Genomic DNA, 22311 nt, shown 5'->3' on the forward strand with positions numbered 1-22311 from the left:
CAAAAATAAAAATTAAACGTGACTCTCAACAAAAGCACTTAATTGAGACTTTGAAAGCAAACCCATTTTAACTGCTTCGACTTGGCCGTTTTTAAATAAAATCAATGTAGGAATACTCATCACACCAAACTTTGCAGGAGTTTGTGGGTGTTCATCAATATTAATTTTGGCGAAAGTTACTTGCTCGCCATGAGTAACAGCCACTTCTTCCAATATAGGTGTCAATGCACGACATGGACCACACCATTCAGCCCAAAAGTCAACTAATACAGGCTTATTTGCATTGAGCACATCCTGTTCAAAGCTTGCATCTGTTATCGTTTTAATAAGATCACTCATGTATCAACCTCGGTTATTTAAAATTCGTTAATTGCCAAACATTCACTTTGCATTAAGGAATGCTCATATTGGGCATAGCTTGAATGAAAAATCCTCTGAAAACTCATGTTACCCGACCCAAAAGACTGCTCATTCAATCTGCGCTCAAATCTACTATCCCAGATTCTTGCATTAAGAGAAACTGGCTGCAACTTCTATTATAGATCACCCCCCACGGCTTGCAACATACTCAATGCAGTAATTGCAGCTGTTTCCGTGCGTAAAATTCTTGGACCTAAGGATAAAGGCTGAAACCCATGCTGGCGAGCACACTGGATTTCATTATCACTGAGCCCCCCTTCAGGACCAATAAGCAAAGCGACCTCAGAAGGCCCGATCGTGTAATCTTTCCAGTTTTTATCTTCACCTGGATGCAAAATCAATTTTAATTGCGTCGCCTGAACCTCACCGACATAATGCTCTAGCATAACAAAAGGATGTACTGTGGGAACTGTATTTCTCCCCGATTGCTCACACGCTGCAATGACAATTGCCTGCCATTGAAGAAGTTTTTTTGTCATCCGTTCCTTATCTAACCTAACAACACAACGCTCCGTAATAATAGGGGTAATGCTGGCAACACCAAGTTCAACTGCCTTTTGCATTACAAACTCCATACGCTCTCCTTTGGAAATAGCTTGTGCTAAGTGGATAGCTAATGGGGACTCTCGACTCACATCTTTTATTGCGCCTATGACTACAGTAATCTGTCTTTTCTTCACAACTTTTATTGTTGCATCAAACTCACGATCATCACCACAAAATAAAGTAATATGCTCGCCAACCTGCATGCGCAAAACAACACCGACATGCTGACTCGCCTCAGGAGATAATTCTAAAAGTTGACCTGTATGGTAGTTTCCAGGTTGATAAATGCGTACGGCTCTCATGTGTTTTAATGACTCTGAAACTTAAGTCTCGCTATATGAAGAACAATTTTTGACTTACTCCCCACGTTCTGCTGCTTGTCTGCAGGCTCCAGAAATGATACCTATCTTGAATCACGCGGACAAGCTGCAGAACGTAGGGTGCATTTCTAACTAATGGGAGTATAACCCTCACTGAATGCAGTGAAACTGCATTCAGTTACTTCTTTGTACTTGCCCAATACTATAACAAAAATTACTTATTTTTACCCTATGTGGTAGAATTTTTTATTTGACTAAACACTGTAAGGAAATTAAAAATAATGAGCAAAACACGTATTGAATCTGACAGCATGGGTGAAATCACTGTTTCCGCCGATAGGTATTGGGGTGCACAGACCGAGCGGTCGCTACATCACTTTAACATAGGCAAAGACATTATGCCACGTGAAGTCACCCACGCTTTTGGTATCTTAAAAAAAGCTGCAGCCTTAACAAACCTTGACTTGGGTAAATTACCGAAAGACAAAGCAGATTTAATTATTCAAGCGGCTGATGAAGTCAGCAAAGGGATGTTGGACGACCATTTTCCTTTGCATGTCTGGCAAACCGGAAGCGGTACTCAATCCAATATGAATGCCAATGAAGTCATTTCCAATCGTGCTATTGAGTTAGCAGGCGGAACTATGGGTAGTAAATCGCCGGTTCATCCTAATGATCATGTGAATATGTCTCAGTCTTCGAATGATACATTCCCCACCGCTATGCATATTGCAGCCGCCATTGCCCTCAATAATAAACTAATCCCAGCAGTAAAAAACTTGCGCGCGGCCCTGGCTGTTAAAATGGCTGCTTTCAAAGATATAATTAAAATCGGACGAACTCATTTACAAGATGCTGTGCCGCTCACCTTAGGTCAGGAGTTTTCTGGCTATGTTGCCCAACTTGATGCCTGTATTCGTCGACTTGAGAGTACATTGCCTGAATTATACGAGTTGGCAGCGGGAGGAACAGCTGTAGGAACCGGGCTAAATACCCACCCCCAATTTGCAACCAAAGTAGCAGAGTACATTGCCCAAATCACTCAATTGCCATTTATTACCGCAAACAACAAATTTGCTGCGCTGGCCTCCCATGAAGCGTTAGTTAATGCCCATAGTGCAATGAAAGCACTGGCGTGTGCCTTAATGAAAATTGCGAATGATATTCGATGGCTAGCTTCGGGACCACGTTGTGGTATTGGTGAATTAATCATTCCAGAAAATGAACCCGGATCTTCCATCATGCCAGGAAAAGTCAATCCAACTCAATGTGAAGCCATGACTATGGTTTGTGCCCAGGTTCTGGGGAATGATGCAACTGTAGGAATAGCCGACAGCCAAGGTAATTTTGAACTGAATGTGTTTAAACCCGTGATTATTTTTAATGTACTTCATTCGCTTAATTTACTGACAGACACTTGCCGTTCATTCCAGGAGTTTTGTGCAGAAGGAATTGAAGCAAATCATAAGGTTATTAACTATTATCTCCATCACTCCCTAATGCTGGTTACCGCACTCAACCAACATATAGGCTATGACAAGGCAGCTAAAATTGCTAAAACAGCTCACCAAGACAATTCTTCCTTACAAGATGCTGCAGTCAAACTTGGCTTTTTAACTGCAGAACGCTTTGCAGAACTGGTAAGGCCTGAAGAGATGATTGGACCGCAGTGATTCCATGGGAAAATTTCTTGAAAAACGATGCTGTTCTATTGCATAGTGTGCCCCTGTTAATTTGAAAGTATGCTCTCTCGTAAAGGGAGAGTTTACTAAATTGAATCAAGTTAACTCATTTGGGAGCAAAACTGGAATTTTTGCTTTAATAATATTATGCAAGGACGAACTTCTTAAAAAGTTTATAGGAAAATAAGGTTCAAGTATGAAGCAAAAAACAATTATTCATTTGACACAAAAATCTGAAACAATAGATCATAAAAACGCAAGGGCATCCCATCAAAGTCTCGAAAAAGCAAGTCATAAAAAAATGAGTTTTTTTGGGGATCGTGCTTGCAGACAATTTGTGAGAGATGAAATGATTAAGGACGGGCTGGATTTAATGCAAATAAAAATAGAAATGGAAGAAGCTGGTAAAGCCAAGGAGGAGGAAACGACAAGCTTTACTCCCTGGTAATTCTGTAGCGTGGGGTTGAACCCTCAACTCTGCGAGCATGAATAAATACTTCTTATATTAGAGCTCTTGCATAACCTACGTCTTTTACTTTATTGCTGCGTTGCAATCGTTTCTCCGGTCCTTATTTACTCAATGTAAACTCCACTCCCGAAAACATTTGCATTTTGCACTAAAGCAAAATTCACAGGTTATGCTAGAACTCTATTGAACCAATAATACATGCAACAGCGTCGACATTGCTTTCCCACATTAGCAGCAGGAAAGCCAATTCAGATAATAAAATTATTCTATCACTGGAATCTGTGGCGCAGCGTTGCGTTTAGGTCCTGGAGTTGATCGTTGAGTAGGATCTTTTGAGGCATAAGTCTTTTGCGCTTTAGGCTGCTTATTTGTTGTTTGTTGTTGACCCTGCTGGGTATTTATTTTCTCATAGCCCTGGGTATTTTGTTCTGAACGTTGCATGTCCATGCATGCACACAATCCTAAGGATAAAGCAATACCAAAACCCAACTTAAGTGACTTTAATTTTATCATATTTAGCTCCCTGCTTTGTTAGTTCAAAAGATAAATATAGATTAAAAAACTTAAAATCACCACCAAAATCCAGTAAGAATTTTTTTTTCACCTAAAAAACCATATAATCAAATCATACCATTCTCAATAAAGGACTTATTATGATCTACCCCAATATCCTTGCCACCATAGGACAAACTCCTGTAGTAAAAATTAATCGTCTCGGCCATGATCTTGATTGCGAGCTGTATGCAAAATGCGAGTTTTTTAATCCAGGCGGCTCTGTTAAAGATCGCATTGGGTATGAAATGGTAGTCAATGCAGAACGCGACGGACATATCAAGCCTGGCGATACACTAATTGAACCTACTTCTGGAAATACAGGGATCGGCATTGCACTGGCAGGTGCTGTATTAGGCTACAAAGTAATCATTACCATGCCTGAAAAAATGAGCCAAGAAAAACAATCTGTGCTGGAACGTTTAGGAGCAAAGATTTATCGTACTCCAACAGAAGCGGCGTATGATGATCCGGAAAGCCACATTTCTTTGGCTAAAAAGCTGAAGGCAGAAATTCCCCATTCTTATATCCTTGATCAATATGCTAACCCTAATAACCCAAATGCCCATTACCACGGTACTGCCCAGGAAATTATTGATGATTTTGGCAAAGACTTGCATATGGTTGTTGCCGGAGTAGGAACTGGAGGAACAATTACCGGGATTGCCAAACGGCTTAAGGAATATAATCCGCAAATTAAAATCATAGGCGTTGACCCCGAGGGTTCGATTCTAGGCGGTGGAACTGAAATAAAGTCCTATGCAGTAGAGGGAATAGGCTATGATTTCTTTCCGGAGGTTTTAGATAACAATTTAATTGATCAGTACATTAAAACGAATGATCTGGATTCATTTCGAACGGCAAGAGATTTAATTCGTAAAGAAGGTTTATTAGTAGGAGGGTCTTCAGGAGCGGCGATGTGGGCTGCGCTGCATGCTGCAAAATCCCTAGTTAATGGCCAAAAATGCCTGGTCATCCTACCTGATTCAATTCGCAATTACATGTCTAAATTTGCTAACGATGAATGGATGAAAAAACACGGATTTCTGTAAGTAAACACTCAAAGCAGAATTACTTTAACCGAGCTGATTCTGCTTCATTGACTACCGGTTTTATCTCAATGACATAGTGGATTGATTTTCTTTTTCTAATTGATCAAACAAGTCATCAGGCTCAACTTGTCCTGCAACAATCCAAGCCGCTATAGAGTTAGCCAACAGATCTATTGTGTATTTTTCTTGTTCTTGTGGCTCTCCGGCAATAACAGAATTTTGCCTTGTTTGAGTTAAGTCAGATACAGATACGGCATTCTTCAATTGGACAGGTAAAAATTTAATGTAGAGCGTCATAAGTTGTTCACGAGTTAATTCGCCCGCAGCAACCATGCTTAAAATAGTGTTACACCATTGGTCGTGAGATTGCGCACGATGTTTCTTATGTTCCGCAATCATACTAATAATACCACCTAGGGTTTGCCCCTGTTCATTTGTATTTTCGACAGGCTTAGGTCCCGGAATGGCTAATTGACCAACATAAGCAAACCTGGCTTTATCAGTTACAGCTGGGAAATATTTATTATCTTGAATCTGAATCTTTAAATGAACTTTATTAGCCATTATTCTTCTCCATCATATACTTCTCTTTTTCTCAGCTCTTTGCCAAGTTCTTTAAAAGATAGAGTAACAGTAATCCCTAGTGTCTGAGCCAAGGCATTTAAAGCACTTGGTGGCAGCTGGACTTCGGGATCGCGTAAGTAACTTTTGGGTGTTTCCGCACTCAACCCATCAAATACCTCAATATACTTTAAAGGATGGGTATATAACTCATCCACCACTAACTGGCGTAATACGTATGCCATACACTCCACTAATTCTGACTTACGAGAGCTATTAAGTAACATGCCCATGCGTTCAGGAAGTGTTAAATACGGTTGGTTGCTTATATACTTGGGAAAGTGCTGATAAAAGCGCTCCAAAATTTTTTTCAACGTTGCATCATTACCACGCTGGCTATTACTCTGCAAAGAATCAATCAAAGCCACAGCAACGGCATGAAATTGCTCATTACCGACATTGATAAAACTATATTCTGCACGTGGTCTAGGTTCATGCTGTACATAAGCTCTATTACTAAAAAAACCCGCCATGATGCTCTCCCAACCTCAATATAACTTCATTCTAATGAATCAAAATTAAGGAAATATTAACTAGTAGTAACATTATGAGATCTAAATTTACAGTTAATCCCATTTTTCAAACAACCCACAGCAACAAAATAGTACGTTATATTACAATTCTATACTACATGTAATAATTTTACTCTATTAAGCCGCAATAAGACAATGCTTATACTTTATATACATATTTATGATGATTACATGAAGTTTATAGCGATCTTATGACTTAAGGAAATATTTATTGGCACGTCGTCAAGAAAATAATTGAGTTTGCGTTCAAAAGTTACTACCGTTAAGTAGCTTCTCAATATACCAAGAAGCTAAAATGGTTTTTTACTGCTAAATCAGATTTACATCAATTAAGGACTTACTCTTGAGCCATTTGACCCCTTATCTTATTTGTTTGCTCCCTGTGCTCTTTACGTTACTTCTTCATTTAAAATATAAAAGAAAACAAATCAACGTGACCCATTGGCAAAAAAAATTAAATTTGCAAGAACACTTTGACGTTTTCCATCAAATTTACGCTGGAGCTAATGGCTTTATGCTGTCTCAGAATGCGCGTCACGAACAAGATGCAATGGAATATGCTTATGGAGAAATCAAATTTTTATCATTTATTGCGCTGTTATCTCTAACAAGCCCTAATGAAAACACCGTCTTCTATGACTTGGGTTCGGGAACAGGGAAAGCAGTATTAGCCTGCAGTATGGTGTTCCCAATATGCAAAAGTATTGGCATCGAATTATTTCCAGAACTCTACCTCGATGCCTGCAAACGACGTGATCAATTAGCTGCTGTGGCAAACTATGCCGTACAAGCAAAAAAAATTCAGTTTATTTTGGGGGATTTTCTCAAGGAAAATTTGGATGATGCAACGATTGTTTTTATTAATTCTACTGCTTTTTTTGGTCCAACATGGGAAAAACTATGTACTAAACTCGATCATTTACCCCATCTCACCACAGTGATTACCACCAGCAAAACATTATCTAGTACTCATTTTACTGTAATGACACGCACTAAAGTTGAAATGAGTTGGGGGGTTGTGTTTGCTTATATCCATAAGCGAAAACAACTTTCGACTAACTGTCTTGAAAAGATTGAATAATTTTTTTCCCAGTCTATACTTATAAAACAAGGACAATTGTCAGCACCTAATCTGTATTGGTAGCAGACTTTGAAACACGCGACAACACGAGGTGGGTATGATCAAATCGGAACTCATAGAACACATCGCTGCTCGAATGACGCATCTTACTGAAAAGCAAGTGGCTGATGGCATAAATAGAATATTGGAGTTAATGAGTGAAGCACTCATTAAAAATCAACGGATAGAAATTAGGGGATTCGGCAGCTTTTCTCTCCATTATCGTCCACCCCGCAACGCTCATAATCCTAAAACTGGTGAAAAAGTTGTGACAAAAGCTAAATACAGCCCTCATTTTAAACCAGGAAAAGAATTACGGGAACGAGTCGATGTATCACGTGATAAATATAAATTACCTGATGAAGAATAAGGTAATAACTCAGGTTCCCAAAATATGTAGTTGAACGATGGGTTTGAGCACTTACGAAAGAGGTGGTTCCTGGGTACTGCTTTTGTTGCACTCAGGAATTTCATAACAAAACCTGGGTTTCTTCAATTCCCCAGGAATCTTTTTATTTTTTATTATAAATATCAAGTACGAGGTAAAGTAACTCCTGTTTGTCCCTGATATTTTCCATTGCGATCTCGGTATGAAACAGCGCAAATTTCCGTAGCTTCTAAAAATAGCATTTGTGCAACGCCTTCATGCGCATAAATTTTAGCGGGCAAAGTAGTCGTATTCGAAAACTCCAAAGTTACATGACCTTCCCACTCGGGCTCCAAAGGAGTCACATTAACAATAATGCCGCAACGTGCATAAGTCGATTTGCCAAGACAAATAGTCAGTATATTGCGTGGAATGCGGAAATATTCTACGGTTCTTGCTAATGCAAAAGAGTTGGGCGGAATAATACACACATCTGATTGCACGTCAACGAAGCTGTTTTCATCAAAAGCTTTAGGATCCACAATAGCAGAATTAATGTTGGTGAAAATTTTAAATTCATTAGAGCAGCGGACATCATACCCATAGCTGGATACGCCGTATGAAATGATCCTTCCATTGTTATTTTCACGCACTTGTCCGGGTTGAAATGGAGATATCATTCCATGTTCAAGCGCCATTTTTTCTATCCATCTATCTGATTTAATCGACACAATAAAAACCTCATGACTTCTTTGAAAATAAGTGTTCTATCATAAAAGTGAACTAAACGAAAGTTTAAGTTGATAATCCTGTTTATTCTGCGGATCATTTCATAATTTTAAAGAAAGGAGAGAGGATCTAATCTTAACAATGTTATTTGCACTTTATACCTATAATAAGGATTATTGTGCTAATTTCATTTATATCCCGAAAGGTGTAATTGTCCCTTATGCTTATTCTGGACAAAAAGAAGAATACTTTATTTTTGTCCAGAAATATGAGCGTTGGAATTTAATCTATTTTTTCTTTGCAGCCATACTGGACAAAACATCGCCCAGCTCCATTGGCATTGGAAACACAATGGTAGAGTTATTATTACCTGCTATAGCTGCTAATGTCTGCAAATAGCGTAATTGCATTGCCTGTGGTTGTTGCGCTAAAACTTGTGACGCTTGTAATAACTTAGCAGAAGCTTGCAACTCCCCTTCAGCATGAATCACCTTCGCGCGTCGCTCACGCTCTGCCTCAGCCTGTCTTGCAATGGCACGTATCATGCTTTCATCCAAATCAACACGTTTAATTTCAACATTAGATACTTTAATCCCCCAGGTATCTGTTTGGGAATCCAGTATTTTTTGTACGTCGCTATTTAATCGTTCACGTTCAGAAAGCATTTCATCCAACTCATGCTGTCCTAACACAGAACGCAGAGTCGTTTGTGCCAATTGGCTGGTTGCCTCATAATAATTTTCTACTTGGATAATTGCATTTTCTGGAATCACCACACGAAAGTATAAAACTGCATTTACTCTTACTGAGACGTTATCTTTGGAGATAACATCTTGGCTTGGCACATCCATAACTATAGTACGTAAATCGACTCGTACCACTTGTTGGATCACGGGAATAATAAGTACTAATCCAGGTCCTTTCACTTTCCAGAAGCGCCCCAACATGAATACAACACCGCGCTCATATTCTCTAAATACTTTAATTGCTGATACCAAAAGCAATACGATTGCAATAACGATCACCGTGAAAAAAGGTCCCATTTTACCCTCCTTGATTACCTAAATCTTCTTCAATTTCTAAGACGAGCCCTGAGGCTCCGATTACTTTTATTGGTTTTCTTGCTGCAATAAACTTTTTCGAATGTACACTCCAAATCTCACCACGAATAAATGCCTGCCCGTCAAGATTAATGTCACCAAGCGTACGGCCTTTGGCCCCTATTAAAACAATTAAACCATGTTTTACACCTTGTCGTCGCGCTTTTAGCGCCATCCCAAGTACGATCACAAAGAAAAAAATATTCACGAGAGCCATTGCTCCAATTGCCGACCATGCAATTTGATATGCCTGGTTGTCGCTATCAATTAACATAATGGATCCGATGATAAATGCTATTGTGCCCCCGATGCCTAAAGAACCATATGCCGGGACAAATGCTTCCGCGATAACAAATCCTATTCCCAATATAATAAGGAAGAAACCTGCATAACTAATCGGTAATAATTGCAGTGCGTACAGTGCAATACACATTGATATGGCACCGATTACTCCAGGTAGTATATGACCTGGGTTAACTAATTCGAAGAAAATGCCATATATTCCCAGCAAAAGAAGGAGATAAGCAACTGTAGGATCAGTAATTATTGATAAAAATCGTGTACGCCAATCAGGTTCGATTAACTCGATTTGTGCATTGCTTGTGTTGAGTGTTATTTTCTGATTATTTTGCATTACTGAAATGCCATGCAACTGTGAAAGTAAGTCATGCTCATCACGTGCAATATAGTTAATAACACCTTCCTTTAAAGCCTCTGTGGCAGTTAAAGTCTCAGCATTTAAAACTGCCTTTTGAGCAAAATCTGGATTGCGTCCCCGCAATTGCGCCAATGATCTTAAAGTTGCCACTGCATCGTTAGTAATTTTTTTCTCCATCGTTGTCTGCTTATTTGATTTGGTTTCCTCAGTAAAACCAGTCATAGCGATATTGACTGGACTTGCTGCTCCTAATTGAGTTCCTGGTGCCATAGCTGCTATGGTACTAGCGTAGAGTAAGTAAGTTCCTGCACTTGCGGCTCGCGCACCATTTGGACTGACGTAAGTCACTATTGGAACATTAGATGATAAAAACTTTTGTATAATTTCTCGTGTAGCCTCATCAAGCCCACCTGGAGTATCAAGAGTAATCAGGATTAAATCTGCATTTTGCACATTATCAATATTGCGTATAATGTAATCAGATGTGGCTGGTCCTATTGCTCCTTTGATTTTAAGTTCGACGATTTTTGCTGCATAAGAGCTGGAAGTACAAATGAATAAAAGAATTAGGAGTAAGCCTATTCGCGATAAGAATACGCTCCGACCTGTAGGTGAGAATATGGACTTTGGCATGCTGTAAGGTTCACACATGCTCCTTTCCTTCATGAATATATGCATATGATAAAAGATAGCACACTTTGATTCATTTATTGGCTGAACACTTGCATGATTATTAATAAATCGCTTGTATTATGGAGTTTTTCCAGATAAACCCAGGCTATGTGCACACATGCCCGGGCTGCTTCATATTAGAGATAGTTTTAGAAATATACGCCAATCTGTGCCGAAACTGTATCTGCTGTGCCTCCAGTTCCTATTGTCGGTGCGTTTACAAGACCAGGTGGTGCAGCACCATTGGCAATATCATTCGAGCCATAATCAATTTCATGTCGGTATTCAATACTTTCTACAGTATCTTTCCAAATAGAAATATTAAATACTCCAATAAATCGATGTTCTGGCAAATTTAGTGCGAGTGCCTCTTGAGTCCTTTGGTAACCAACACCAATAGATGCAGGTCTATTGAATGCCCTAAATGTCATATCAATTTCTGTTTGTAATGCTTGTGGTTTTGCGCCACGGCCATTGAAGCTTAAATCCTGAGCTCTAAACGCATCAATTGTTCCGACCCATTCAGCAGCAAAATTAAATCGATCGTAAGCTATGTTACCGTGTACATCTATAGCTTGCGTTTTTCGTACTAGCTCACTTCCATTGAGTAAGGAGCCAAAACCGCCAAAAGTTCCAGGATTTGCGGCAGTATTTTGCATTCCAGCTGCATCATTAATCGAACTTATGTAACTTGCGCCTATTTCACCACTCATTTTGTCCAATGCAAAGACATACCCACCATTCACACCGCCAACCCCAGCTCTCCCCAGTGTGGTATCACTTCGATAAATATATGTTGAAACAAATGGGCCAGTATCTTCTTGGGACTTATAGCCTATTATAAAGGGCCTTGTTTTAGTGCGAGACATATCTAACGTTAATGGAGAACTGATCATCGAACTGGAATAACGACCAAAGGGTACGTATACCTGGCCCGCAGTAAAATAAAAAGGTGTTTTGTCCAGATTACCAATATTCACAAAGCCCATATTGAGGTTAAATGCTGAATTATTAATCCTTGGACCTACCTCTGGTGGGCTTGCATCATAAGCGATTGCTATATAGGCTTCAACATTTTGGTTTAGCGCTGCAGCAACATTGAGCTCACTTGAGCCAAGAGTTAAGTCAACATTTGTACCGCCAACATAATCACTATTGAGCATGCCTACGGGCTCGGCTTTACCACTAAGTGCAATGATTGGTCTTTCAGGTATGGGGTAGCCCATATTCCGATATGCTCTATATAATCTTCGGCGTTGTTGCAACAAACGGATGTCCCGATTAATACTCGAGATATTAACAATATAATCTGACCCATCAAACGCAGGCCTATCCCCTAAATATGGGGAAGCAATCACCGGTGTTCCTGCAATGTAGGTAACCACTCGACCTTCAGCAACTAAAGCAGTTGGATAGAATCCTACTGATTCTGGATGTTCTTCGGGTGTATGCACCGAAAGCGTTGATGAGTGATATTTGACCATGTTGCCTTGTGCTACCTGGTCATGCTCGTGCTTTTTCCCATGTTTTACACGATCTTTGGGCTCCTGTTTTTTTGCTTCCTTTTTGCTCGGCTTATCCACATGTTTCACTTTATGAGAAACCAGTTCCTTTTGTAATGAGTCTAATTGTGCTTGTAATTGTTGTGCTTGTTTCTGTAGACGCGCTATTTGACGTTGCAACTGTTGATCATGTTCCGCATAGAGTGGCGTTGACAAACAGACTAGGGCCAATATTATTTTTTTATACTGCATGCGGTACTCCTGTTCATTATTTTTACTTCCACATCGGAATGGCAGAAAATTATAGCTTGGGAAACAAGGAGTGGCTAGCCTCTTTTTTACATTTTTTGCTTAAATTTTGTAACTATTATTTGTATAAAAAAAGCCCATATGGAAGTATGGGCTTTAACGAATACAGCTATGATGATTTGATTAGGCGCTACCGATCAACTTAAGGCCGAAGTATGGGCCATAAACTCCGTAATCAACTGGGCGGACAGAACCAAATAAGTTAGGAAGAGTCTGCTCTTGCAGCACATGGAAATAATTGACGACTTGATAACCTGCCTGAATATTAGCAATGCCTACAGGCGTTGCATGAGAATAATTAACTCCAAGTTTTGCTTCCAGGCTCGGAACTATACCATTTTTTCGTAAGGATACTTGCTCAACAATAGCATGAACAGGAGAGGCGACAAAACCCGCATGATATCGGTTTGTTCCATAGAGAATAGAACCGCCTCCATTTGCGGTAATGCTAAATGAGTCGGTCATTTTGTAGGCATAATTAATTCCCGCTACAGGACCAATGCCTTTATAATCAGTATTGTCAAACTTGCTAAATGGATTGCTCGCAAGTGAAGGAATTATTGAGGTTATATAATAATTGTTACCTGTTGATTGTATATTTGCATATTGCACACCAGCATAGAAACGTATTTTTTTTCTTATGCTGAAATCAGTATGTTGCCCCATCACTACATTAACTTGATCAATTCTATTGCGATTAATGAATTCAAATGGCGCGGGTATTTCTGGAATATCTACTGCCGGAATGGTTAAAAAACCGAAAAGCTCTGTTGGCCCTGCAGATGTACTGTAATGCATCCAGTTGACAGTAATATCGTTTCCTGTACCAAAATGGTAAGAGCCTTCTAAAAGATAGCCCCAGTCCAATTCATTTTTTAATTCTTTATTTAAAGGTACTGTTCCAGGTTGAAATGCTTTCTCAGCACCATAAATCGATCTTAAATACAGTGCTTGCGCACCGAAGTCCCAGAAATTCGTCACACATGGAACTGTGACATTACCTGGGGTGCAAACTGGGCCCATACTTCCGGCAGTAGCTACACTTGCTGCCAATCCCAATCCAGCTATAGTTGCTTTCTTAAACATGAATACTCCATTAGAAAAAAAAAGCCCATCATGAAGATGGGCTTTATAAAATCTTAATCTATTAAGAAATTAAACATTTCCTACATACTTCAGGCCGAAGTAAGGACCAGCAGCAGCGAAGTCAGTTGAAGTAACTGGCAATACAGTTGTGTTTAACGCATGGATGTAGTCAAACCACATGTATCCAGCATCCAGAGTTAAATCGCCTTGTGCCATTGCGTAAGTATAGCTAGCACCTAACTTGGCTTCTAATTCTGGAACGATTGATGTTCTGGTGCCGCTTACATCAGCTGTGAACACAACAGGAAGTAAAGGAACAGAACCATCTGCATCAACGAAGCCAACGTTGTAGTTATGCTTTTGCGAACCAACTAATACTGCAGCAGCTGCTTTAGCATAAATTCCGAAACCGTTGCCAAATACGTAGTTCATGTCAATACCAGTACGTGGACCAAATCCGTTGTACTGAGTGCTGCCATTGAATCCAACTGTATAGTCTGGAACACCGTTATCAAAATCTGTTGCAAACGCATGAACGCTTCTCTTGATGCTAGCAAATTGCCAACCGCCATGGAAACGGATTTTCTTGTTCGCGCTGAAATCAACAAATTGACCGAACTCACCGTTTACTGCATCCCATCTGTTCTTGTGGCCAAAACCAACTAATGTATCTGGATCAAAAGCAGGAGCAAATTCAGTATTGTTCCAACCAGTATCCAAGTGATACCAAGTCAGAGTGATGTCGTTACCAGTGTTGAAATGGTAAGAACCTTCAATCTGGAATCCCCAGTTCCATTGCGCATCCAGATCAGTGTTAATAGCAACACCTGTTGGAGTAGAAGCGATATTCAATGAAATATCGTTATCGGTCATGGTTTGTAAAATTAATGCTTGTCCGCCGATGTTCCATCCAGTAGCTGGGCAAGGAACAGTGACGTTACCTGGGGTGCAAACTGGACCCATGGTACCAGCGAATACTGCACTGCTACCTAAAGCAAGAACAGCTAACGCTGTTTTTTTCAAATTTAACATGCTTATCTCCACTTTTTATTATTATTTCCGTTCGTTACCAATTTTAAATTGAGCAACGGTACGCATTTTCGCTCTATACCGAGAGCGTACCTTGCTCAATTATCTTACCTGACCCTTATAAAGTCAACAGTGTTAATTAAATTTTTAAAATGATAGCGAATTAAATGTTTCCTATATACTTCAGGCCGAAATAAGGACCAGCAGCAGCGAAGTCAGTTGAAGTAACTGGTAATACAGTTGTGTTTAACGCATGGATGTAGTCAAACCACATGTATCCAGCATCTAGAATCAAGTTGCCTTGCGCCATTGGATATGCATAGCTAGCACCTAGCTTGGCTTCTAATTCTGGAACGATTGATGTTCTGGTGCCGCTTACATCAGCTGTGTACACAACAGGAAGTAAAGGAACAGAACCATCTGCATCAACGAAACCAACATTGTAGCCATGCTTTTGCGAACCAACTAATACTGCAGCAGCTGCTTTAGCATAAATTCCGAACCCGTTGCCAAATACGTAGTTCATGTCAATACCAGTACGTGGACCAAATCCATTATATTGAGTATCGCCATTGAATCCAACGGTATAGTCAGGGATACCGGCATCAAAATCTGTTGCAAACGCATGAACGCTTCTCTTGATGCTCGCAAATTGGAAACCACCATGGAAACGGATTTTCTTGTTCGCGCTGAAATCAACAAATTGACCGAACTCACCGTTCACTGCATCCCATCTGTTCTTGTGGCCAAAGCCAACCAACACTTCTTCAGTATCAACCAATCCGTTTGGAGCATTAAGGAAGGATTCATGATTGTTCCAACTTGTATCCAAATGATACCAAGTCAAAGTAATGTCGTTTCCAGTATTGAAATGGTAAGAACCTTCAATCTGGAATCCCCAGTTCCATTGCGCATCCAGCTCAGTGTTAATCGCAACACCTGTTGGAGTGCTGGCGATATTTAATGATACATCGTTATCGGTCATGGTTTGTAAAATTAATGCTTGTCCGCCGATATCCCATCCGGTAGCTGGGCAAGGAACAGTGACGTTACCGGGAGTGCAAACTGGGCCCATAGTGCCAGCGAATACTGCACTGCTGCCTAAAGCTAAAATTGCTATAGTGGTTTTCTTTAAACTTAACATGCTTATGTCTCCGCATAAATTATTATTATTGGTTTTTCTTTAATTGATAACTCTCTACTAGGAGTTGTCATTAGCATGCCTTCGTCGCTTCAGGTCGATGCATGCAACAGTGTGAGTATTAGCAGTGGAATAGAATAAGTCAAGGAATTTTATTAAAAAAAATTAATATTTTTCAAGTAGATATGCATTTTTTATCCATAGAATTCTTTTTTTGCTCAGCATGATATTTCTTTTTATTTATGGTTAAAAAACGACTTGTTTGCACTACTCCTTAAGGAGAGCAAGCATCATATGCTTGACAAGTACTATAAAATATCTATTAAAACATGCAACCTTTAAGATTCAATGAGTCATGCATCGCATTCCTTGATACCTTAATTGTCCTCATTTTTTTATTAAAGTAATCACAACTCTTCGATTTGCAGCTCGACCTGCATCGGTATCGTTTCTCGCAACAGGATAGAGTTCACCGACCCAAGTTACTGAAAGTTGTTCTGTAGGTACGCCAAGTTTAAGTAAATATTTTTCAACAGTTCGTGCTCTTTCTTCAGATATCGCATTGTTGTACCCTTTACGACCATTTGCATCAGCATAACCAATAACTCGTATTTCTTTTATTTGCGCATCGGCCTCTACATATCGTGCAATACGCCGTAATTGCTCTTTATCTTCATCAGTCAACTCTCCGCTATCTTCTTTATAATGAAATATACTTTCTCTAACTTGTTGATAACCAAATGGTAATAAATTTCCAATACATTCTTGATAGCGAGAATATGGTTTTTGAAAGCCGACTGGCGACAATGTAACCATCGTGTTAAACCCTGTTTCCGCACGATAAGTAAAATTTGGTTCGTAGCCTTGAGCTAGAAAAGCGAGTAATTTTAAAGCACCATCTCGTCTTAGATAAATTCCATACTCCCCTGGCTTAACCATCAGCCTCCCAACTAAAATAGGTGGCTTTTCTGTTTTCCAGTTTGGAGTTGTTACAATAATTTTTGCAGGTAAAAATCGTTGCACCTCATCCCATGTACGTAAAATAAAATGAGGTGGTTTTGCTGCATATTGTTCAAAATAAGCAATACCATAGTTGGGAATCGTAAGTGACAATCCGCAACGAATTTGGTTACGGCTCACGCGCCATCCCTTTGCACCTAAAGGATTTGCAAAATGAACTTGGGTCATTGCGTACCCGGTGTCCATTGTAAGTACTGCACTTAAGGCAATACATGCTATAAATTGTCCTTTCTGGTCCACAAATGCCATCTTTTATTCATTCCTGCGACTTATTTCATGTTATTCTTAGCTATCGGCAAAAACGCAGGAATCTTTATTATGCAAACGCTAATGATTAATCGCCCTGACGATTGGCATATCCATCTTAGGGATAATGAAATGTTACACCATACGGTAGCAGACAGCGCGCAACATTTTGCTCGCGCGTTGGTCATGCCGAACCTCAAGCCAGCACTAACATCGTTGGCATCCATTGATGAGTATAGAAGTAGGATTTTAACTGCACTGCCTAAAGGTACTACTTTTGAACCCTATATGACTTTTTACCTAAATGATTCAGTAAGCGCCGAAGAATTACATCAGGCAGCAAATACTTCTTATATTCTCGGCGCAAAACTTTATCCAGCCGGTGCAACAACCAACTCTGAAGCAGGAGCAAAATCACTAAAAGATCTTTATCCTCTTTTTGAAGTATTACAAAATAATAACCTGGTACTCCAAATTCATGGAGAAGTCACTCATAGTGATATTTTTGAACGCGAATCCTTATTTATTGATGAGTATTTAAAACCGATCGTTAAAAATTTTCCCAAACTAAGAATAGTCCTTGAGCATATATCGACACAAGCAGCGGTCGAATATGTTACAGAGGCCCCTGCAACGGTTGCTGCAACGATTACCCCCCATCATCTATTATATAATCGAAATAAATTGCTCGTTGGAGGAATCAGGCCTCATTATTATTGCCTTCCTATTTTAAAGCATGAAAAAGATCAGAAAGCATTACAAAATGCTGCGTGCAGTGGCAACCCAAAGTTTTTTGCCGGGACAGATAGCGCGCCTCATATCGTAAGCACAAAAGAAAATGCCTGTGGCTGTGCAGGAATTTATTCTGCTCCATTCGCCCTCGCTTTATATACACAAATATTTGATGAGTTGAATCAATTAAAACAACTCAACCATTTTCTCAGTCGTTTTGGTGCGGACTTTTATCAACTCCCCATCAATCAACAACTCATTGAATTAATTAAATCCCCACAAACGATACCTGATTATCTGCCATTAGGTCCCCATAAAGTGGTACCAATCGCTGCGGGTGAAATTATTCAATGGAGCATTCATGAATCCACCCGATAATTTATTTTATATGAATTTAAAAGAGCGATTTCGTGGTTTTTTGCCCGTAGTAGTTGATGTGGAAACTGCTGGTATTGATCCTTATAAAAATGCATTGTTGGAAATGTGTATTGTATTAATTTTTATGGATGGACAAGGTGATCTTTACCGAGGAGAAAGTCATTTTGAACATATTTTACCCTTTCCTGGAGCAGAGCTGGACCAAAAATCTCTTGAGTTCAATCAAATTGATCCTTACCAGCCACTACGCTTTGCTATAGATGAAAAAATTGCTTTAGAAAATTTGTTTCGTCCCATTTTTGCCGCACTAAAAAAAACTCAATGCCAGCGCGCTGTTTTAGTTGGCCATAATGCATGGTTTGATTTATTGTTTATCAAGGAGGCCATAAAAAGAACCGGGTTAAAATCGCCATTTCACGCCTTTACCTGCTTTGATACAGCTACCTTAGGTGGATTTATTTATGGACAAACTGTATTAGCCAAAGCAACACAAGCAGCAGGAATTCCTTTTAACGCTCAGGAAGCACATTCAGCCATTTATGACGCAGAAAAAACAGCCGATTTATTTTGCCACATGGCCAACTTGTGGAAAAGCATACAGCAAAATGCTTAGCTTGCATATCGCGGAGAGAGGAGCTCACCCCTGGCAAGGAAGGATTATATTTGATACGTCTTGCGAAGACCAGAATCATTTAGATGCAAGAGTAATTCAGATAAAAAAAGAAAGATTTCCCGGACTACGCTTCGCGATGCCCGGGTTAAATATTATAATGCGTCAGAATGTTCTGTTAGGTAAGCAGCAACACCTTCTGTAGATGCTTTCATTCCCGCCTTCCCTTTTTGCCAACCCGCAGGACAAACTTCACCATTTTCTTCAAAATGCTGAACAGCATCAATAATTCTTAAAATTTCGTCCATGTTACGACCAATAGGCAGATCATTAACGATTTGTGAACGAACTACTCCATTGGTATCAATAATGAATGCTCCACGGAATGCAACACCTGCAGCTGGATGCTCAACTCCATAAGATTGACAGATGCTATGCGTCATATCTGCAGCCATAGTATATCGAACAGAACCAATGCCGCCCTTATTAATTGGAGTATTTCTGTATGCATTGTGAGTAAAGTGTGAATCAATAGAAACAGTGACCACTTCAACGTTACGACTTTTGAATTCATCAATCCGATGATCTAAAGCAATCAACTCAGAAGGACATACAAATGTAAAATCTAGAGGATAAAAAAATACGAGGCCATACTTACCTTTTATATGCTCGTGTAAATTAAACTTATCCATAATCTCACCATTTGGCATAACAGCCGCAACGGTAAAATCAGGGGCTTTTCGTCCCACTAATACACTCATTCTATGATCTCCATCATTATAGTTATTATTATGGTTACTCGATATATTATGCGGCAATCGCATCACGCAGCATGGTTTCTAATTCACCTTGCTGGAATAATTCCGCAATGATATCAGATCCACCGATTAACTCGCCCTTCACATAAAGTTGCGGGAAAGTAGGCCAATCAGAATACTGTGGCAATGTTTGGCGAATCTCAGGATTAGCAAGAACATCTACATAGGCAAAATCTACGCCACAAGACTCTATGCATTGCACTGCGCGCGCAGAAAATCCGCATTGCGGCATCTTCGGCGTGCCTTTCATATAAAGCAGAATGGCACTTTCTGCTATTTGCTTTTTAATTTTTTCTAAAGTATCCACTCACACACCCTAAGTAATAAATTAATTACCCCATTATCGCGAAAACCTGTAAAGCCCGCAACCAATAAATTTTTGCATAATAGATTAGCAGATCTTAGTCTAAAAGCCAACTAATGCCCCATTTGATCTAATAGTAATCAAAAAAACAGTTAAAATAATAGTTCTTCTCCGTACAAGCATGCATTTTTTATTGCAATGATCCCCTATTCTATTAGCAAAACTGTCTTCAGTATGAGGATTATGATTAATCGTCATTGAATATCATGTCCTTCCTGCTAAACTTACCGCACAAAATAAAATAATTAGGAGATTAGGATGACATTTACATTGCCTGAGTTACCATATGCCAAGAATGCATTAGAGCCTCACATTTCCAGTGAAACACTAGAATATCATTATGGCAAGCATCATCAGACCTACGTAAACAATTTAAATAAATTAATTCCTGGAACCGAATTTGAATCCATGGAGCTGGAAGAGATCATTAAAAAATCAAAAGGTGGGATGTTTAATAATGCCGCCCAAGTTTGGAATCATACTTTTTACTGGCACTGCCTTAGTCCTAATGGTGGCGGCGAGCCAAAAGGCAAATTAGCTGACGCAATTAACAAACATTTTGGTTCATTTAGCGAATTTAAAGAACAATTTACCCAAACTGCAATAGCCACTTTTGGCTCAGGCTGGGCTTGGCTTGTTCAGGATAATGCAGGTGCTTTAAAAATAATCAGCACCAGCAATGCAGGTACTCCAATGACTGAAGGTTTAAACGCACTCTTGACTTGTGATGTATGGGAGCACGCTTATTATATTGATTATCGAAATGCACGTCCGGACTATATCTCTGCATTTTGGAAATTGGTAAATTGGGATTTTGCAACCAGTAATATGCAATAAAATAATTCTTTTTTACTGAGGATTTCTCCGTTCGTATAGCGTAGCAAAGAAAGTTATGGCTATAATGTGGCCACCCCTATCTCTCCACGAATAAGGAGAGATATTTTTGGGTGGAGATCCTTCAGTTACAAGGAAAACATTATGGCTTTAATTACTAGTTACAATCCTATGCCAATAACTTTTACCCATGGAGAAGGAGTTTGGTTGTATGACGGGCAAGGCAAGGCCTATCTTGATGGTTTAAGCGGGATAGCAGTGTGCGGATTAGGACATGCTCATCCGGATGTGACAAAAACCATACAACAACAAGCAGCCAAGCTAATCCATACATCAAATACCTTTCATATCAAACAACAAGAATTACTCGCTGAAAAGCTGACAGCCATGACGGGTATGGAGCAGGCTTTTTTTGCTAACTCAGGTGCTGAAGCCAATGAAGCAGCGATTAAATTGACCCGTCTTTTTGGCCATAAAAAAGGAATTGAAACTCCTTCAATTATTGTTATGGAAAGAGCCTTTCATGGTCGGACTATGGCAACCTTAACTGCATCAGGAAGTCGAAAAGTACAAGCAGGATATGAACCCTTGGTGCCAGGCTTCATTCGCGCTCCTTTTAATGATTTGGATGCCATTCATACTATTGCAGCAAATAGAGAAGATGTTGTTGCGGTAATGCTTGAGCCAATTCAGGGAGAAGGAGGAATTCATGCGGCAGAAGAAAGTTATCTTCGTTCGCTGGTGAAGCTCTGTGAACAACATGACTGGATGCTTATTCTGGATGAAATCCAAACTGGAAACGGCCGTACCGGAAAACTATTTACCTATATGCACTATGACATTCAGCCTGATGTCCTTACTACAGCTAAAGGTTTGGGTAATGGCGTTCCGATAGGCGCTTGCCTGATGAGTAAACGAGCGAAAGATTTATTTAAACCTGGAAATCATGGATCAACTTTTGGTGGCAATCCTCTGGCTTGTGCCACAGCTCTAACTGTATTGGAAGTCATAGAGCGCGACAAAATTTGTGAAAAAGTCACAAAAAACAGTGGTCTATTGATGGAGAAATTAATCAAAAATCTTGGGGAGCATCCTGGTGTAAAAGGAATTCGTGGCAAGGGTTATATGATTGGTATTGAATTGGATCGACCAGCTAATGATGCTCGCTTGCTGGGACTTGCTAACGGCGTACTCTTTAACGTTACTGCAGATACGGTGGTGAGACTGTTACCGCCACTCATCATTAATGAAGAGGAGATTGATGAATTAGTTAATCGGTTAACGCTTACGATCAAGCAATTCATTCAGGGTTAACCTCCTCGCTAGGCTGGACTTTGCAGCCTAGCGAGGAGGTTGTGGGTCAAAGTGACCCACAACCTCGCCATGTTTTCCACTTCAGCC

24 protein-coding genes are annotated in these 22311 nt (G+C 39.7%); 9 read left to right on the forward strand and 15 right to left on the reverse strand.

Annotation, left to right across the window (positions count from 1 at the left end):
- Window positions 1–12: 12 nt before the first annotated feature.
- Window positions 13–339 (reverse strand): thioredoxin, encoded by a 327-nt coding sequence (trxA, locus tag Lpar_RS03640; protein WP_058516634.1) that lies wholly within the window; start codon window positions 337–339, stop codon window positions 13–15.
- 197 nt (window positions 340–536) lie between these two features.
- Entirely contained in the window at window positions 537–1268 is a 732-nt protein-coding gene (locus Lpar_RS03645) for a 16S rRNA (uracil(1498)-N(3))-methyltransferase (RefSeq protein WP_058516635.1), read from the reverse strand.
- Window positions 1269–1567: 299 nt separating this feature from the next.
- Here Lpar_RS03645 and fumC point away from each other — a divergent pair, with 299 nt between their 5' ends.
- Both fumC and Lpar_RS03655 read left to right on the forward strand, forming a co-directional pair.
- On the forward strand, window positions 1568–2959 hold the full coding sequence (fumC, locus tag Lpar_RS03650; protein WP_058516636.1) for a class II fumarate hydratase: 1392 nt from the start codon (window positions 1568–1570) through the stop codon (window positions 2957–2959).
- Between the two features lie 205 nt (window positions 2960–3164).
- Window positions 3165–3416, forward strand: a complete 252-nt coding sequence (locus Lpar_RS03655) for a hypothetical protein (RefSeq protein WP_058516637.1) — start codon at window positions 3165–3167, stop codon at window positions 3414–3416.
- Between the two features lie 282 nt (window positions 3417–3698).
- Here Lpar_RS03655 and Lpar_RS03660 read toward each other — a convergent pair whose 3' ends face one another.
- Window positions 3699–3950 (reverse strand): hypothetical protein, encoded by a 252-nt coding sequence (locus tag Lpar_RS03660; RefSeq protein ID WP_058516638.1) that lies wholly within the window; start codon window positions 3948–3950, stop codon window positions 3699–3701.
- A gap of 140 nt (window positions 3951–4090) precedes the next feature.
- Here Lpar_RS03660 and Lpar_RS03665 point away from each other — a divergent pair, with 140 nt between their 5' ends.
- Window positions 4091–5041: a pyridoxal-phosphate dependent enzyme gene (locus tag Lpar_RS03665; RefSeq protein ID WP_058516639.1), complete on the forward strand. Its 951-nt coding sequence runs from the start codon at window positions 4091–4093 to the stop codon at window positions 5039–5041.
- Between the two features lie 60 nt (window positions 5042–5101).
- On the opposite strand, the gene Lpar_RS03670 is transcribed toward Lpar_RS03665, so the two are convergent.
- A complete protein-coding gene (locus tag Lpar_RS03670; protein ID WP_058516640.1) occupies window positions 5102–5605 on the reverse strand; it encodes a hypothetical protein in 504 nt (167 codons plus the stop codon).
- Window positions 5605–6135, reverse strand: coding sequence for a hypothetical protein (locus tag Lpar_RS03675; protein ID WP_058516641.1), 531 nt, complete (start codon window positions 6133–6135; stop codon window positions 5605–5607). Before Lpar_RS03675 ends, Lpar_RS03670 begins: the two co-directional genes overlap by 1 nt.
- Window positions 6136–6538: 403 nt before the next feature.
- Here Lpar_RS03675 and Lpar_RS03680 point away from each other — a divergent pair, with 403 nt between their 5' ends.
- Window positions 6539–7276 carry a methyltransferase gene (locus Lpar_RS03680; protein ID WP_172465756.1) on the forward strand — a complete coding sequence of 246 codons (738 nt, stop codon included), beginning with the start codon at window positions 6539–6541 and terminating at the stop codon, window positions 7274–7276.
- Between the two features lie 97 nt (window positions 7277–7373).
- Window positions 7374–7685, forward strand: a complete 312-nt coding sequence (locus Lpar_RS03685; RefSeq protein ID WP_058516643.1) for an integration host factor subunit beta — start codon at window positions 7374–7376, stop codon at window positions 7683–7685.
- A gap of 161 nt (window positions 7686–7846) precedes the next feature.
- Here Lpar_RS03685 and dcd read toward each other — a convergent pair whose 3' ends face one another.
- From dcd to Lpar_RS03725, 8 genes are all read right to left on the reverse strand, one after another.
- A complete protein-coding gene (gene dcd, locus Lpar_RS03690; protein ID WP_058516644.1) occupies window positions 7847–8413 on the reverse strand; it encodes a dCTP deaminase in 567 nt (188 codons plus the stop codon).
- 285 nt (window positions 8414–8698) lie between these two features.
- Window positions 8699–9454, reverse strand: a complete 756-nt coding sequence (locus Lpar_RS03695) for a slipin family protein (RefSeq protein WP_058516645.1) — start codon at window positions 9452–9454, stop codon at window positions 8699–8701.
- Window position 9455: 1 nt separating this feature from the next.
- Window positions 9456–10802 (reverse strand): NfeD family protein, encoded by a 1347-nt coding sequence (locus Lpar_RS03700; RefSeq protein WP_058517065.1) that lies wholly within the window; start codon window positions 10800–10802, stop codon window positions 9456–9458.
- Window positions 10803–10990: 188 nt separating this feature from the next.
- Entirely contained in the window at window positions 10991–12595 is a 1605-nt protein-coding gene (locus tag Lpar_RS03705; protein WP_058516646.1) for an LbtU family siderophore porin, read from the reverse strand.
- Window positions 12596–12775: 180 nt separating this feature from the next.
- Window positions 12776–13738: an Lpg1974 family pore-forming outer membrane protein gene (locus Lpar_RS03710; RefSeq protein ID WP_058516647.1), complete on the reverse strand. Its 963-nt coding sequence runs from the start codon at window positions 13736–13738 to the stop codon at window positions 12776–12778.
- A gap of 69 nt (window positions 13739–13807) precedes the next feature.
- A complete protein-coding gene (locus Lpar_RS03715) occupies window positions 13808–14770 on the reverse strand; it encodes an Lpg1974 family pore-forming outer membrane protein (RefSeq protein ID WP_058516648.1) in 963 nt (320 codons plus the stop codon).
- Between the two features lie 160 nt (window positions 14771–14930).
- Window positions 14931–15911 (reverse strand): Lpg1974 family pore-forming outer membrane protein, encoded by a 981-nt coding sequence (locus Lpar_RS03720; RefSeq protein ID WP_058516649.1) that lies wholly within the window; start codon window positions 15909–15911, stop codon window positions 14931–14933.
- 384 nt (window positions 15912–16295) lie between these two features.
- On the reverse strand, window positions 16296–17177 hold the full coding sequence (locus Lpar_RS03725) for a flagellar protein MotY (protein ID WP_058516650.1): 882 nt from the start codon (window positions 17175–17177) through the stop codon (window positions 16296–16298).
- Between the two features lie 69 nt (window positions 17178–17246).
- Here Lpar_RS03725 and pyrC point away from each other — a divergent pair, with 69 nt between their 5' ends.
- Entirely contained in the window at window positions 17247–18284 is a 1038-nt protein-coding gene (pyrC, locus tag Lpar_RS03730; protein ID WP_058516651.1) for a dihydroorotase, read from the forward strand.
- The gene (gene rnt, locus Lpar_RS03735; protein ID WP_058516652.1) at window positions 18268–18897 is read left to right on the forward strand and encodes a ribonuclease T; all 630 of its coding nucleotides are present in this window, start codon (window positions 18268–18270) and stop codon (window positions 18895–18897) included. Before pyrC ends, rnt begins: the two co-directional genes overlap by 17 nt.
- A gap of 152 nt (window positions 18898–19049) precedes the next feature.
- Here the strand turns inward: rnt and Lpar_RS03740 are convergent, their stop codons facing one another.
- Together Lpar_RS03740 and grxD are read right to left on the reverse strand one after the other, a co-directional pair.
- A complete protein-coding gene (locus Lpar_RS03740; protein WP_058516653.1) occupies window positions 19050–19655 on the reverse strand; it encodes a peroxiredoxin in 606 nt (201 codons plus the stop codon).
- Window positions 19656–19701: 46 nt separating this feature from the next.
- Complete coding sequence (gene grxD, locus Lpar_RS03745) at window positions 19702–20019, reverse strand: Grx4 family monothiol glutaredoxin (protein ID WP_058516654.1); 318 nt, start codon at window positions 20017–20019, stop codon at window positions 19702–19704.
- Window positions 20020–20334: 315 nt separating this feature from the next.
- On the opposite strand from grxD, the gene sodB reads away from it, so the two are divergent.
- Complete coding sequence (sodB, locus tag Lpar_RS03750) at window positions 20335–20913, forward strand: superoxide dismutase [Fe] (protein ID WP_058516655.1); 579 nt, start codon at window positions 20335–20337, stop codon at window positions 20911–20913.
- A gap of 141 nt (window positions 20914–21054) precedes the next feature.
- Window positions 21055–22224, forward strand: coding sequence for an aspartate aminotransferase family protein (locus Lpar_RS03755; RefSeq protein ID WP_058516656.1), 1170 nt, complete (start codon window positions 21055–21057; stop codon window positions 22222–22224).
- Window positions 22225–22311: the final 87 nt, after the last annotated feature.

It is taken from the genome of Legionella parisiensis, from assembly GCF_001467945.1.
Lineage (GTDB): Bacteria > Pseudomonadota > Gammaproteobacteria > Legionellales > Legionellaceae > Legionella > Legionella parisiensis.